General features: G+C 64.9%; 12 protein-coding genes and 1 tRNA gene. 1 reads left to right on the forward strand and 12 read right to left on the reverse strand.

Annotation, left to right across the window (positions count from 1 at the left end; all coding sequences use genetic code 11):
* Positions 1-119: 119 nt before the first annotated feature.
* The 5 genes from EWV37_RS04385 to EWV37_RS04405 all read right to left on the reverse strand — a co-directional run bounded on the left by EWV37_RS04385 (position 120) and on the right by EWV37_RS04405 (position 4,719).
* Entirely contained in the window at positions 120-941 is an 822-nt protein-coding gene (locus EWV37_RS04385; RefSeq protein WP_129700038.1) for an alpha/beta fold hydrolase, read from the reverse strand.
* Between the two features lie 57 nt (positions 942-998).
* Complete coding sequence (locus EWV37_RS04390) at positions 999-1,268, reverse strand: DUF3072 domain-containing protein (protein ID WP_095797503.1); 270 nt, start codon at positions 1,266-1,268, stop codon at positions 999-1,001.
* A gap of 172 nt (positions 1,269-1,440) precedes the next feature.
* Positions 1,441-3,240: a selenocysteine-specific translation elongation factor gene (gene selB / locus EWV37_RS04395; RefSeq protein WP_129700039.1), complete on the reverse strand. Its 1,800-nt coding sequence runs from the start codon at positions 3,238-3,240 to the stop codon at positions 1,441-1,443.
* Positions 3,240-4,547 (reverse strand): L-seryl-tRNA(Sec) selenium transferase, encoded by a 1,308-nt coding sequence (gene selA, locus EWV37_RS04400; RefSeq protein ID WP_095797505.1) that lies wholly within the window; start codon positions 4,545-4,547, stop codon positions 3,240-3,242. Before selA ends, selB begins: the two co-directional genes overlap by 1 nt.
* A gap of 77 nt (positions 4,548-4,624) precedes the next feature.
* Positions 4,625-4,719, reverse strand: a tRNA-Sec gene (locus tag EWV37_RS04405).
* A gap of 164 nt (positions 4,720-4,883) precedes the next feature.
* Between EWV37_RS04405 and selD the strand changes: the two genes are divergently transcribed.
* A complete protein-coding gene (gene selD, locus EWV37_RS04410) occupies positions 4,884-5,900 on the forward strand; it encodes a selenide, water dikinase SelD (protein ID WP_129700041.1) in 1,017 nt (338 codons plus the stop codon).
* A gap of 108 nt (positions 5,901-6,008) precedes the next feature.
* Here the strand turns inward: selD and nrfD are convergent, their stop codons facing one another.
* The 7 genes from nrfD to EWV37_RS04450 form a co-directional block, all read right to left on the reverse strand.
* Complete coding sequence (gene nrfD / locus EWV37_RS04415; RefSeq protein ID WP_129700043.1) at positions 6,009-7,103, reverse strand: NrfD/PsrC family molybdoenzyme membrane anchor subunit; 1,095 nt, start codon at positions 7,101-7,103, stop codon at positions 6,009-6,011.
* A complete protein-coding gene (locus tag EWV37_RS04420) occupies positions 7,100-8,236 on the reverse strand; it encodes a 4Fe-4S dicluster domain-containing protein (protein WP_129700045.1) in 1,137 nt (378 codons plus the stop codon). The genes nrfD and EWV37_RS04420 overlap by 4 nt, the downstream gene beginning before the upstream one ends.
* Positions 8,233-11,661, reverse strand: coding sequence for a formate dehydrogenase (gene fdh, locus EWV37_RS04425; RefSeq protein WP_193554299.1), 3,429 nt, complete (start codon positions 11,659-11,661; stop codon positions 8,233-8,235). The genes EWV37_RS04420 and fdh overlap by 4 nt, the downstream gene beginning before the upstream one ends.
* Before the next feature lie 9 nt (positions 11,662-11,670).
* The gene (locus EWV37_RS04435) at positions 11,671-11,904 is read right to left on the reverse strand and encodes a hypothetical protein (RefSeq protein ID WP_016997346.1); all 234 of its coding nucleotides are present in this window, start codon (positions 11,902-11,904) and stop codon (positions 11,671-11,673) included.
* 69 nt (positions 11,905-11,973) lie between these two features.
* A complete protein-coding gene (locus EWV37_RS04440; RefSeq protein WP_095797510.1) occupies positions 11,974-12,399 on the reverse strand; it encodes a VOC family protein in 426 nt (141 codons plus the stop codon).
* A gap of 167 nt (positions 12,400-12,566) precedes the next feature.
* Complete coding sequence (locus EWV37_RS04445) at positions 12,567-13,274, reverse strand: SCO1664 family protein (RefSeq protein WP_129700048.1); 708 nt, start codon at positions 13,272-13,274, stop codon at positions 12,567-12,569.
* 6 nt (positions 13,275-13,280) lie between these two features.
* Positions 13,281-13,913, reverse strand: a complete 633-nt coding sequence (locus tag EWV37_RS04450) for an MSMEG_4193 family putative phosphomutase (protein ID WP_129700050.1) — start codon at positions 13,911-13,913, stop codon at positions 13,281-13,283.
* Positions 13,914-13,980 lie beyond the last annotated feature (67 nt).

Consider the following 13,980-nt stretch of genomic DNA (forward strand, 5'->3'; position numbering starts at 1 on the left):
CGGAAGCTTTTGCGAGGCGCGCGTCAAAGGTCAGCACTTTGCATCCCAACGCCTCTGCGAGAACCACGTACATCGCGTCATGTGAGGAAATGTTGTGCCTAAAGCTGGCCTTCCGATCCCTACTTCCGCTCGGACAACAGGAACGTCCGCAGAGCATTGATGACTTCCTGCGGGCGGTCCGAATGCACCCAGTGGCTGGCTCCGCGCACCTTCAAGCGAATGGTGCTGGGGAAGAGCGCGCGCATGACGGGCTCGTCCTCGTCCTTGACGTAGTTGGACTTCTCGCCGGCGATCCAGAGCACCCGGCCGGGGAACTGGACCTGGTCGAGATCGGTCTCGATGTCCGGGAAGCCCATGATGGTTTCCAGCTCGGAGCGCAGCAGGGTGAGGTTGGGCTGCCAACGCAGACCGTCGCCATCGTTCTTGAGATTCTGGAGCAGGAACCCGCGCACGCCGGCCTCACGGATGGGGTCTTTGAGAGCGGCGTCCACGTCGGAGCGGCGCTCGGCGGATTCAATGTCCACGGCCGCGAGCGCGTCCAGGAGGTGATGGAATTCGCTGCGACTCGAACCCGAACCCACGGGCGAAATGTCAATGATCACCAGCTTGCGCACCAACTCCGGATGACGCAGGGCAAGCACCATGGCCACTTTGCCACCCATCGAGTGACCGACCACGTCCACGGGGCCGTCCGCGGCGAAACTGCTCTCGAGATGCTCCGCCACCTGATCCGCGAGTTGCAGATAATCGAGTTCCTCGGTCCAGTCCGACTGGCCGTGGTTCGGCAGATCCACCAGCAGGCTGCGGAACTCGGGCTGCAGACCCTTGGCGATCATGCTGAAGTTCTTACCCCGGCCGAACAGGCCGTGGAGGAACACGACGCGGTGATCGCCGTCGCCGGTTTCGACGGAATGAACGGTGGTTGAGCTCGTATCAGTCACCCGACCAATCTACTGGTCACGCTGCCCCACCACCCAAGTCGAACACGGCGGGACGAGTCAGGACCCGGAACCTCGCAATCGGTCGATGTGCTCCGAGGCCTCGGCCTTGGTGAGATTAGCGGGCAGCTCTTCACCCGCTCGCTTGGCCAGCGTGTCCAAGTAGGACTTCTGGGACTCGGTCATCGGGTCGTTACCGCTCACCCACTCTTCGGGGTCCTTTTCCAGGTTTGGGTTCTGCGCGTCACTTGTCGCACCGATGGTCTCGCCGGTATCACCGCGCGCTCCGAGGGGTTCGCCGGCAATGTTCTCGTCAGGGTTCTGGGTCATGATTGCTCCTCAATCCTCTGCACTGTGGGTCCCATGAATTCTGGTGGGTTGGGCGACGTTGAAACACCACCGATAATCACCCACCTTGCTATCCAGGTTAATCCCACCCGCCGACAGCCATAAGAGCTTTTTCGCTCAGGGCAGCAGCTCAAAGATGAGACCCTTTGCCCTGCTAACGGGCGATCTCGCGCTTGCTCCCGTCCAATCGCCGTGTCCAACCGCGCGCATCCAGATGCTCGAGCAGCGGGATGGCCACGCGCCGGGTGGTCCCCCACGCCTGCCGCGCCTGGCTCGTGGTGAAGGGCTGCTCCAGCCGCGCCAGCTCACGCATGGCCAGGGCCGGAGCCTTCGGCAGCACGACGACGCCGCCCTCCAACCTCAGCAGCCGTCCGGCCCGTTCTGCCGCGGCCAGCTCACGCGAACCCAGCCCGAGATCGTCCAGTTCGTAGGCCTCGGGGGCCGCAAAGGGGTTCTTGGTCAGTTGCGCCTCGACGGTGGCAAGTGACTTTTCTGCGGGACCCAACCCGGCGGCGCGGCCGGGAACGGTGATGGAGCCGTCTCGTTCTTCGAGCTGTGCCTGTTTGATGACGGCGCTCAATAGCTCCGGTCCGGGCAGCGAGAGTTCACCGATCGCGGCACCCCGAGTCAGACCCGGACTCAGCGGATCGCGCTCGTGTAATCGTTCTACGGCAGTCCTCAGCTGACCCGCCCAGGAGGTCAACACGGGTCGGTGAATCCACCAGTGACCCGCTCGCAGAATGTTTGCGTCTGCGGGCGGCTCGGCCGTATCCGTGGCTACCAGTCCCAGCTGGTGCAGCCTTGCCACTCGGACGGCACCGCGGCGCTTCGTTTCGGCGACAGCATCGCCCGTGTCCGGAAGGCCGGCCAGCCATGCGGCCTGCCGTGCACTGTCCCCGCGCCGGGTGAGTCCGGCCGGATCCACGTCCAGGACCCGTGCACCGCCTAAGAGCACACGGGCTTCTGGATAGCGCATGACCAGCCGGTCCCCCGGGATCAGCGCCAACTCTCGGGATAGTTGCACGCGCGCGTGATCGTCATCGAAGGGTCGCAAGCGTGCCGGTACCGAGGAGGAACCCGCGTGGACCATAATCTCCGCCGGCGCGTCCTCGAACGAGATCCCGGACATCCGGCGGACATCCAGTTCATCCGTGGTGGGCCATGCGTTCGACGTCAGGAGCGCGTCGCCGCGGTGAATGTCCTCCGCAGAGATACCGCGCAGGTTGATGGCCACGCGATTGGTGGGGCCGATGCTCTCGACCGAGGAATTATGGCTCTGTAACGACCGCACGGTTACGGAGCGGCCTCCGCCCTGGCCGAGCAACATGAGCCGGTCCCCCACGCGAACCGTTCCGCTGGTCAGCGTGCCCGTCACCACGGTCCCAGCTCCGGACACCGAGAACGCACGGTCGACCCACAGCCTCAATCGATCCGCCGGGTCCGGCAGAGGTAGCCCGTCCAGCAGGCTGTCCAACGCCGCGCGGAACTCGCCCAGACCCGTCCCGTTCTGGGCGGATACGGCCACCACGGGGGCATCGCGCAGACCGGTTCCCGCGAGTTCACCCCTGACCTGCTCGGTCACCGCCTCGACTCGTTCCGGTGCCCGGTCCGTCTTGGTCAGCACGATCAGCCCGCGCTCGATCCCCAGCGCTGCCAACGCATCCCGATGGTCGCTGGATTGGGCCTGCCAGCCCTCGTCCGCGGCCACCACGAAACACACCACCGGTGCGGGCCCGAGCCCAGCCAACATATTGCCGAGGAATCGTTCATGTCCGGGGACGTCCACGAACGCCACGTTCTTTCCGGACGCCAGATCCACCCACGCGAAGCCCAGATCGATGGTGAGACCGCGTCGTTTCTCCTCGGCCCAGCGGTCCGGTTCCATGCCGGTCAGGGCGCGCACCAGCGTGGATTTTCCGTGGTCCACGTGGCCCGAAGTTGCGACTACGTACATCAGTCCAGCGCCCCCAACGCGGCGTGAGCCGCGGCGGCGACCCGGGCGTCGTCGTCCTCGGGAATGCAGCGCAGGTCGATCAGGCACGCGCCGTCGTGGACGCGCGGCAGCACGGCGGGCTGGCCCAGCCGTAAGAACGACGCCGCTCGCTCCGGCAGGCGCACGGCCCACCCTGGCAGCGGCACGCCGGGTGCTCCCCCGCCGCCCACGCGGCCATCGTGGGAAACCACGGGCATCCCGAGGTCGTCGCCGAGTTCCTCGGCTCGCGCGCGCAATCGCTCGGGGTCCGCGTGAAGTGCCTGCTGCACCGGAGTGTCGCCGGAGACCAACGTGGCTTCGAGGGCTGCGAGCGTTAATTTATCGGCGCGTACCGCGCGGGCCAGTGGGTGCTTGGCGAGCTTCTGGATCGTATCCGTGCGACCCAGGAGAATTCCTGCCTGGGTGCCGCCGAGCAGTTTGTCTCCGCTGGCGATGACGACATCCGCGCCGGCCTCGAGCGCTTCGGACAGGCTGGGTTCATCCGGAAGGATCGGGTCCGGCATGAGCAGCCCGCTGCCCACGTCCATGATCAGGGGAAGGTCGTGCTCATCCGCGAGCGCGCGCAACTCTCGCAACGGGACATCCGAGGTGAACCCGCTGACCCTGAAGTTACTGGGATGGACCTTCAACAGCGCCGCGGTCTGGGGACTCACTGCGTCCGCGTAGTCGGCCAGATGAGTGCGATTGGTGGTGCCGACCTCCCGCAGTCGGGCGCCCGTGGATTCCATGAGATCCGGTAGTCGGAAACCCGCACCGATCTCCACGAGTTCCCCGCGGCTCACGATGATCTCGCGGTCTGCGGCCAGGGCGGTGGTGGCCAGCACGAGGGCAGCGGCACCATTGTTGACGACTAACGCGTCCTCCGCGGTGGGACACGCGGCGAGAAGTGCCTCGCGCGTAGCCACCCCTCGTTTGGACCGTTGACCCGTGGTCAGATCCAGCTCGACGTCCACATACCCACTCGCATCCAACAACGCCTCACGAGCTGCCGGCGACAGCGGTGCCCTACCGAGGTTCGTGTGGATGACCACGCCGGTCGCGTTCAGCACTGAAGTCAGGGAGGTGGCTCGCCGTTCGGCAAGGTCCGTGATCACCGTGTCCTGCACGTCTTCCGGTGCTATCTCCGACCGGCGGGCCCGATCCTGCGCCCGCGTAACGACTGTGCGAATCACCTGATCGCTCAGCCTGGCTCGAGCGGCTTGAACTGCCGGGAGCGCCAGAAGTTGGTCCGTGCGGGGAATCCGTGAACGGGGGTCTGCACCGGTCACTGTGACTCCTTGTGCGATTGGGGTGCCTGGGGTGAGCGGCCGCCGCCCCGGACCGGGCCGAAAGCTGCGGTGAAAGTTGGCGGAAGCGGACGGGAATCGAACCCGCCAAACCGAGATGCTCGGTTTCACCGGTTTTGAAGACCGGGGTGCCCACCAGGACACAGACGCCTCCGTGTCGAACTTATCACCGGAAAGGATGCAGACCAGTTACAGCGGCAGCCAGCCATTTCATCATGCCGTACTGCTCAGTAGGCCCCGAAAATCTGTCAGAACCCGTCACGGAATGGCGCGCGGGCGAGAACCACTCCCGCTGGGCCCGGCTCCTACACTGAAGACATGGCCTCATCACAGTCCTCGTCCACCGATCTTCGACTCACCGGGTACGCTCACGGCGGCGGTTGCGCCTGCAAGATCCCGCCGGGAGAACTCGAAGAAGCCGTCCGCAGCCTCACCGGCCAGACGGCACCCAACGTTCTGGTCGGCCTGGACGACGGCGACGACGCCGCTGCGGTCCTTGTCCGTGACGACCTCGCGGTCCTGTCCACGGCCGACTTCTTCACCCCCGTGGTCGACAGCGCCTACGACTGGGGCCGGATCGCCGCTGCCAACGCGCTCTCCGACGTCTACGCGATGGGCGGTCACCCGGTGGTCGCGATTAATCTGGTCGGCTGGCCCCGCGACCTGCTCCCCATGGATCTGATGTCCGAGGTGTTGCAGGGCGGACTGGATATCGCTTCTGAAGCGGGATGCCCGGTGATCGGCGGTCACTCGATTGATGATCCCGAACCCAAGTACGGCATGGCCGTGACCGGCACGGCCGACCCCACCAAGTTGCTCCGCAATGACGCGGCCGAGGCGGGGCTGCCCATTACGCTCACCAAACCGTTGGGCGTGGGGCTGCTCAACAACCGCCACAAGCAGACCGGCGAGGTCTTCGAGGAAGCCATCGCCACCATGACCCAGCTCAATCGGGATGCTTCGCAGGCGGCTGTGGCCGCGGGCCTAAAGGCGGCCACGGATGTCACCGGTTTCGGACTGCTCGGTCACCTGTACAAAATGGCCCGCGCGTCCGGAGTGGGGGCGGTGATCGACCGCAGCGCGGTGCCTATGGTTTCCGGTGCGGCAGAAGCACTGCGGGGCGGCTTCGTCTCAGGGGGAACTCGTCGCAATCTGGACTGGGTCCGCCCGCACCTGACCGCTGACGCGGGCATTTCCGAGGACGATCTGCTATTCCTCGCGGACGCCCAAACCTCGGGCGGGCTCCTCGTGATCGGAGAACTGCCCGGTTATCCCGTGATCGGTGAGACCGTGGCCCTCCCCGAACGCGACGAAGAGCTGGTCCGCGTCCGCTGAGATCCTCCGGCCCTACGGCCACGGTCAATACGACTTGGAGTTCAGATGGCTGTGGGCTGACACCGTACGATGTCAGCTCACAGCCATAGTTTGGCCCAGCTCGACGCGTCAGCCAGCCGTGGTGATCGAGTCGTCGGTGATGCCCGCGGCACGGCGCTTCGCCAGTCGGTTTCGCTGTGGCTCCACAGTGTATTTCGGGTCCTTGACGGAATCCTTGCCCGCCTGGAACACACCGAAGCGGGTCAGAGCCGAGGAGGCAACCAAGGCGGCGCCCGAGAGTGCGGCGACCCAGCGACGTCGTCCGCCGAGGATCGTGCCCGCGGCACCGGCGATCGCGAGGCGTTCACTCCACATGAGCCACGTACCGGGCCGACCCTGCTCAAGAGGTTCGACGGCCACGGAGTCCATGCGCTCCTTCATGAGGTGCATGGCCACGAGCTCACCGGCCACGCCCGCGAGCGCGAAGGTCCGAGCCGGCGCGGTCTCTGAAATCGGCGTGGTCAGCATCGCGAGTCCGCCCGCGGCCAGGGAGGCTGAGCTCACGAACACGAACGGAAGATCCTTGTGCATCGCGTTCCATGTGGGAACAGCGGTGTCACCGAGCAGCACTGCGGTGTAGGCGGCCAGCGGTGCGCCCAACACTGCGGCACCCGCGGCGGCGGGGCGATCGACGAAACGCAGGACGGGACGGAAAGGTCCCAAGGGAAGTTTCGAGTGCGTCACGCGATCCACTTCCGCGGCAGCCGCGACGCCCGCGTGCGTGGCGTAATAGGCGAGCAGCCACGAACCCAGGCTCATGGGAGAAGTGGGCTTGATAGTGCGCATCATGTTGAGGAACCGCTCGGGACGGCCCAGGTCCGTCACCAACGCCACCGTGCCCAAGCTCGCCGCGGTGATGGCGGAGAGACGCATGTTGCGTCGCAACAGCGGCCGGTCGGTGAGCTCACCACCGAAAGCCAGGATGGACGAGCCACCCGCCAGGCCACCCAGGAACAGGTACGCACCGATCGGTGCTTCCCACGGTGGTGCCTTAACGATGGGCCGCCCGTAGTAAGACGTGAACTCGGGCTCCGGTACCATGGGCATTTCGCGCGAGCCGTCGCCGCCGCGCCGGAACGCCGATCCGGGCGCACGACGGCGCCCCTTGCGCTTACGACGCGGCTCTTCCGGGGGCCGGTAGTTGTCGAACTCTGAGACACTCATCGGCGACCACCCGACGCAAAAGCGACGGCGCCCACGGCCAACATGCCGGCGACGGCCATACCGGCACGCTTGAACATGTACGGAAGATCGGCCGTGGGGACTCGCGGATCCGGTGGCAGGCCATAGGTTTCCGGTTCGTCCAGAAGGAGGAACACGGAACCGGTTCCACCCACGCCGTCCTTGGGGTTGGCACCGTAGAGGCGGGACTCGGTCTTCCCCTGCTCGTGCATTTGCGTGACCCGCTCGCGAGCGGTCGCCACCATGGAATCGCGGTCACCGTACTTGATGGACGTGGTGGGGCAAGCCTGGGCGCACGCCGGAGTCTGATCGTTCTTCATCCGGTCGTAGCAGAGGGTGCATTTCTGGGCCACGCCGTGTTCCGGCACCTTGACGGTGTCCGGCATGGGTGGCGCATCACGCTGGTTCTTGGGTTCGAACACGCCGTCACTGCGACGTTCGATCACACCAAACGGGCAACCGGCCACGCACGTGCCACATCCGTTGCAGATATCGTCCTGAACCACCACGGTGCCGTACTCGGTGCGGAACAGCGCACCCGTGGGGCACACGTCCAAGCAGCCCGCGTTGGTGCAGTGCTTGCACACGTCCGAGGACATGAGCCAGCGGAAATCGGGGGTGTCCGGGTGAACGGAAGATCCGTCCGAAGAACTCGCCACGCTACTGTCCGCGGAATCGGTCACGGGAGCGTCGGTGGCCGAACCACCGCAACCGCAAGCACCCGAAGCGCAACCGGCCGGGGCGGCCTGCGTCACCGGAATGGTGCCCTGCGGCGTCGTCGTTGGTGATACCGAGCCCTGCGGCGGGCCGACCTTGGGCATACCCAGGTTCACGAGGGCGCGACCGGACTCACGAGCGCGTTCGATCTGGTCCGCGCCCTGCTCGATGAAGGCCACGTGGCGCCAGGTGTTGGCACCCAGTGCACCCGTGTTGTCGTAGGAGGATCCCAGCAACTCGTAGTCCGAGTCGACCGGGTTACGGTTCCACTCCTTGCAGGCGACCTCACACGCTTTGCAGCCGATGCAAATGGAGGTGTCCGTGAAGAACCCCTTGCGCGGGTGCGGATGGTCGTAGTGGGCGTCCGCTGTCGGATTGGCTGCTGCTTCTCCGGTCATGGGGATCCGTCCTCTATCTGTTCGGCGGTGAGTTCTCGCTGCGGGTCGGTGACCATGGTGTTACTCGTGGCCGGTGTGAGCCCCGCGCGTTCCTGATATTCCGAGACCAGTTCCAGCACCTCGGGTCCGCGGGGTCTGCGCCCGGGCTTGATATCGCACGAACCCACCTTGCCGTTCTGAATGTGCACGTTGGGGTCCAGGGCGATGCCCAGCAAGTCGTTGGCCGCGTCACCGGTCACCACGGCGTCCTGGCCGACCCCCCAGTGATAGGGCAAGCCGATCTGGTGCACGGTGTGCCCTCGCACGGTCAATGGCTTCATCCGGTCGGTCACCAACACTCTGGCCTCGATCGCGGAGCGAGGCGAAATGATGGTGGCCCAGCCGTACGGCTCCAGACCCTTTTCTTCCGCGAGCTCGGGTGAGACCTCACAGAACATCTCCGGCTGTAGCTCGGACAGGTACGGCAACCAACGGCTCATGCCACCCGCCGTATGTTGCTCCGTCAAGCGGTAGGTGGTGAACACGTAGGGGTACACCTCCGTGCCCGGCTTGCCCGCACTCTGGGCGAACAGGTTGTCCCAGCGCGGGAACGTCATGCGCGTGGGGTTCTGCTGCTGCGCGTAAAGCGGGTTGGCCACGGGAGATTCCTGTGGCTCGTAGTGCGCGGGCATCGGCCCGTCCACCAGACCCTTGGGTGCGTACAACCAACCCTTACCGTCAGCTTGCATGACGAACGGGTCGTCACCGGCCAAGGCGTCGCCGCCCCGCTTGTCCTTACCCGGAGTGCTGCCCGGTGCGCGATCGATCGGGAAATCAGGGTTGTCCTTGCCAACCCAACGTTCCTGGTCCTCGTCCCACCAGATCAGCTTCTTCCGCTCGCTCCACGGCCTACCCTGTGGATCCGCCGAGGCACGGTTGTAAATGATGCGGCGGTTGGCGGGCCAAGCCCAACCCCACTGGGAAGCGATCTCGTCCTGCTCACTGCCGGGCACACGATCGGAGGCGTGGTTGATGCCGTCCGCGTAGACACCCGTGTAGATCCAACAACCACCCGAGGTTGAACCGTCCGAGCGCATCTCCGTGTAGGCCGACAATGGTTTACCGGCGTTCTCGCCGGTCAGATGGCGCCCGTTGATTTCCGCCAGCACTGCCTCGGCATCGGGGTCGCCGTGCTCGTCCGTGGGGTAATCCCAGGTGAGGTCCAGCAGCGGACGATCACGGGGGTCATCCGAATCTGCGAGGCGTTCCCGGATGCGCTGACCCAACTTGTAGAAGAACTCCAACTCACTCTGGCTGTCCCCCGGCGGGTTCACCGCCTGGTGACGCCATTGCAGCAAGCGTTGCGTCTGGGTGAACGTTCCGGACTTCTCCACGTGGGTGGCCGCGGGCATGAAGAACACTTCGGTGTCGATGTCTTCGGTGCGCAGCTCACCCGACTGGATTTCCGGGCCGTCCTTCCACCACGTGGCGGACTCGATCATGTTCAGATCCCGCACGACCAGCCACTTCAGGTGAGACATGCCCATGCGCTGCAAGCGGCCGTGCGCCGATCCCACCGCGGGGTTCTGGCCCAGGAGGAAGTAGCCTTCGACCTGATCGGCCAGCATGTTCATGAGGGTTTGGTACGTGCCGTGAGGCCCGTTGAGCCGGGGGATGTAGTCGTAGGCCCAGTTGTTCTCCGCCTGCGCGGCGTCTCCCCACCATGCCTTCAGGAGACTGACCGCGTACGCATCCGCGTAAGCCCAGTACCCCTTCTGATCGCGAGCGGAAATCGTGTCCAGGTAATCGGTGAACGTTTCCGTTCGGACCGAAGGCATGGGCAAGTAGCCCGGTAGCAGGTTGAACAGGGTGGGGATGTCCGTTGATCCCTGAATACTTGCGTGACCGCGCAGCGCCATGATGCCGCCGCCGGGACGACCCATGTTGCCCAGCAGCAACTGCAAGATCGATGCCGTGCGGATGAATTGTGCCCCCAGAGTGTGCTGGGTCCACCCCACCGCATAAGCAAAACACGTGGTGCGTTCACGGCCCGAGTTCTCGATAATCGCCCGCGCCATGTACTCGAAGTCCTCGATCGAGATACCGCACGCGTCCTGCACCATGTCCGGCGTGTACCGGGCGTAGTGGCGCTTAAGAATCTGGAACACGGTCTGCGGGTCCTGGAGAGTGTCGTCCCGGAGCGGAACTCCGGGGCCCACGGGAGCGCCGCCGCTACCGTACTTGTCGCCGCCGGCCTGCTCGCGTTCATCGTCACCCTCTTCGTGCTCCTCGGGTGCAGTCTCGTCCGAGCGGTCCTGGGGTTCCCCGTGGTGCTCGTCCCAGGAGGTGCCGTAGCCGTGGTAGGCGGAGTGAGTGGACAGGGCCGATTCGTCAGGCTCGGCGGCGTCGTCGGAATCCTGATCGTGCTGTTCGGTGGTCTGGTAGGACCACGACTCCATGTCGTACGCGTTGTCCTTGACGCTGTACCCGGAGAACAGTCCGTCCAGGTCTTCGGTGTCCTGGAAGTCCTCGTTCACCAGGTTCGCCGCGTTGGTGTAGGCGCGCACGTACTCGTCGAACCACAAGTCGTTGCTCAGCACATAGTTGATGAGTGCGCCGAGCAGCACGATGTCGGTACCCGTACGAATCGGAATGTGTTTGTCCGCCACCGCCGAGGTGCGCGTGAAACGCGGATCGACGTGAATGACCTTGGCGCCGCGCGCCTTGGCCTCCGTCACCCATTGGAATCCCACGGGATGGCACTCGGCCATGTTGGATCCCTGAATGATGATGCAATCGGCGTTCGCCATGTCCTGCAGTGACTGAGTAGCGCCACCGCGGCCAAATGAGGTTCCCAAACTGGGAACCGTGGAGGAGTGTCAAATACGGGCTTGATTCTCGATCTGTACGGCCCCGGCAGCAGTGAAGAGCTTCTTGATCAGATAATTCTCTTCGTTGTCCAGGGTCGCACCGCCCAGTGAGGCGATGCCCATGGTGCGACGCAGCGGACGGCCTTGGTCGTCCGTGTCCTGCCACCCGCGGCGTCGGGCCTTGATGAATCGATCGGCGATCATGTCCGTCGCGGTATCGACGTCCAACTCTTGCCAATCGGTGGCGCGGGGTGCGCGGTACAGCACGCGGGTCTGTCGACCAGGAGAGTTGACGAGCTGTTCGCTCGCAGACCCCTTGGGGCACAAACGACCACGGGAGATCGGGGAATCCGGATCGCCCTCGATCTGGATGACCTTGTCGTCCTTGACGTACACCTTCTGCCCACAGCCCACGGCGCAGTACGGGCAGATGCTCTGCACCACCCGGTCGGCCGTTTCGGTGCGTGAGGTGATGTCCCGGGTGCGCTGAGACACCACGGCAGAACTACGGCCGGTGGAGTCCGCTGTGCGGAATTGCCGGAAGACCGGCCATTCCAAGGGGCTGAATCGCGACATGGTGTCAGGCTAGTCCAGGTCAGGATCGGTGGGCAGCTCTTGATCCGCCGTGTCGATCCGATTCTCTATCTGCAGTTCGTCCACGTCCTTGAGCGGGTCCTCATCGGCCCCCCACTGGGCATCGTCCTCTTCCCACGCGGAATCCTCATCACCGGTGGTGCCGATGAACTCGTCCTCGCGCAGGGGTTCACTGGCGGTGTCCGGGTTGTCGATGGGGTTGGGGTCGGGAATGGGTTGAGACATGATGGCTTCCTTTCTCGCTGCGTGGTCGGTTAATTCGACCGACCCGTAGGACGATCATTGTACTTACTATCACTCGTCGGCCGGTGCATCGAAGGACCACATCACACCGAAGCGATCGAAGACCGTGCCGTACCACCCGCCCCATGGCGCCTTTTCGAAAGGCATGCCCACCGAGCCACCACCGTTGGTGAGCTTCTGGATGAGGTCGCGAGCGTCGTCGGGGGTCTCGACCGAGTAGAGCAGCGAGTAGGCGGTTCCGCGCAGTGGATAGTCATTACCGTCCTCCATGGCGTCCCCACCGGCAACCCGGCCACCCGGAGTGGTCAGGACCGCGTGGGCCACGTGTTGAGGGTTCGGTTCGAAGGGCATCCCCTCCAGCTGCATGTCTCCGTAGCGCATGAGATCCAGGTCTCCGCCGAAGACTTCGTGCCAGTGTTCAAAGGCCTCGGCGGCGTTGCCGGGTAGAGCGATGTAGGTAGCGAGGGTGGTGCTCATGAGATGCTCCTGAGTTCAGAACGTCACGGCAGTTTTGTGTCGCGTGCTGGCCAGAATAGGCCTCCCCGGCTCGTGGAACCAGACCTCCCGAGGGGAACTTCGCGTTAACTCACGCGCGTCACCCGCTACCTAGGGGGGAGCCCTTGTGCGTCGTCATAGACACCCGTTCAGATCAGCGGCCACGGGAACCGCATCCCCGTGGGATCCGCCGGGAGCCTGCCCAAGAGCCCCAGGACTCTCACGCGTTCCTGAATGGCCTGGACTTCCCCGGCAGTCAGTAGGTCCGCCACACCGGCCGGGACCTGATGTTCGAGCGGCGCGATGTCCTCCTGCAAGGACTCCGCGATGGGTTCCCGCGCAAAGTCCCAGATAACCGTTCGAAGTTTGTACGGCTCGGCGAAGCACAGGCCGTGGTCAATGCCCCAGATCCGGCCGTCCAGGCCTCGTAGAACGTGGCCGGCCTTGCGGTCGGTGTTGTTGGTGACCACGTCGAAAACCGCCATGCGTTTGAGGTCTTCGTGCGTCTCCGGGCAATCCGTGTAGAGAGTGAAATAGTGCTGTTCCAGGTCCGTCTCCACGAACCGCTGCAGGGACCCGATGCCGTACGGCCCGTCCTCCCGAATAATGGTCAGCGGCACGATGCCCCAGCCCAGCGCCTCACTCAGCAGGTACGCTGCGCGCTCCCGTCGGTAGAGCCCCGGCTCGAAGTCGTACAGGGGCCGCTCCCCCAGTTCTGGTTTGTAAATGGCCCAACACTGACAGTCCCCGTGGGTCAGTTCGACCAGAAAGGTCTCGTTGCTGCTCTCCACGAGCTGCCCGAGGATCTCAATCTCGCCGAGTTCCAGGAGTTCACTCGTGCGCTGGTCGTCCACCATGGTTCCTCACTGCGCCGTGAGCGTGGCCAGGGAATCCTGTGTGGAATTGACCGTGAGCACCAAGGGGTCGTGGTCGCTCGGATAGGCAATCGCGGACACCGAGCACGGCCCCACACTGAGCCGCTGGAACTTGTCCAGCGGTGTCCCCATCTCGTGGGCCAGCACCGCCCGAATCGGGTCCGCATGGGAGAAACACACCACCGTGCCACCGGGGTGAGCGGTCCGGATGCGAGTCAGCGCGTCGACCATCCGCTCCAGCATCTCCCGGAAACTCTCGCCACCCGGGAACGTGAAGCTCGCGGGTTCGTGCTGCACGGTCTGCCATTCGGGCGAGCGCGCCAGGTCTGCCAATTTCTCGCCGGTCCAGTCACCGACCTCTAGTTCCAGTAGCCCAGGGTCCTCGATCACCGACAAACCGGTAGCGTCCGCGGTGGCCTGCGCGGTCTCCCGCGTGCGCTCGAGCGGAGACGAGTACAGCGCGGTCAGCCGCAATTCGCTCAGCCGCTTGGCGACGCGAGCCGCCTGTTCCCGCCCGGCGTCGGACAGGTGCAATCCCGGGGTTCGGCCGGGCAGAAGTTGCCCTGTGGTGGGTGTCTGACCGTGTCTGACCAGAAGCAGCGTGGTGGTTTCGGGGCTCACACCGTCCAGCGTAGGCCCACGGTTCTGCCTCGTCACGGTTCTTGCGAGAGCCACGGGTCACGCGGCG

Source organism: Kocuria carniphila (genome assembly GCF_004136555.1).
Classification (GTDB): Bacteria; Actinomycetota; Actinomycetes; order Actinomycetales; family Micrococcaceae; genus Kocuria; species Kocuria carniphila.

Bases quoted from the DNA above. Each gene is read 5' to 3' on its own strand.
- EWV37_RS04390 (WP_095797503.1), bottom strand. From the start codon at position 1,268: ATGACCCAGAACCCTGACGAGAACATTGCCGGCGAACCCCTCGGAGCG.
- selB (WP_129700039.1), bottom strand. From the start codon at position 3,240: ATGTACGTAGTCGCAACTTCGGGCCACGTGGACCACGGAAAATCCACG.
- selD (WP_129700041.1), top strand. From the start codon at position 4,884: ATGGCCTCATCACAGTCCTCGTCCACCGATCTTCGACTCACCGGGTAC.
- nrfD (WP_129700043.1), bottom strand. From the start codon at position 7,103: ATGAGTGTCTCAGAGTTCGACAACTACCGGCCCCCGGAAGAGCCGCGT.
- EWV37_RS04420 (WP_129700045.1), bottom strand. From the start codon at position 8,236: ATGACCGGAGAAGCAGCAGCCAATCCGACAGCGGACGCCCACTACGAC.
- EWV37_RS04435 (WP_016997346.1), bottom strand. From the start codon at position 11,904: ATGTCTCAACCCATTCCCGACCCCAACCCCATCGACAACCCGGACACC.
- EWV37_RS04440 (WP_095797510.1), bottom strand. From the start codon at position 12,399: ATGAGCACCACCCTCGCTACCTACATCGCTCTACCCGGCAACGCCGCC.
- EWV37_RS04445 (WP_129700048.1), bottom strand. From the start codon at position 13,274: ATGGTGGACGACCAGCGCACGAGTGAACTCCTGGAACTCGGCGAGATT.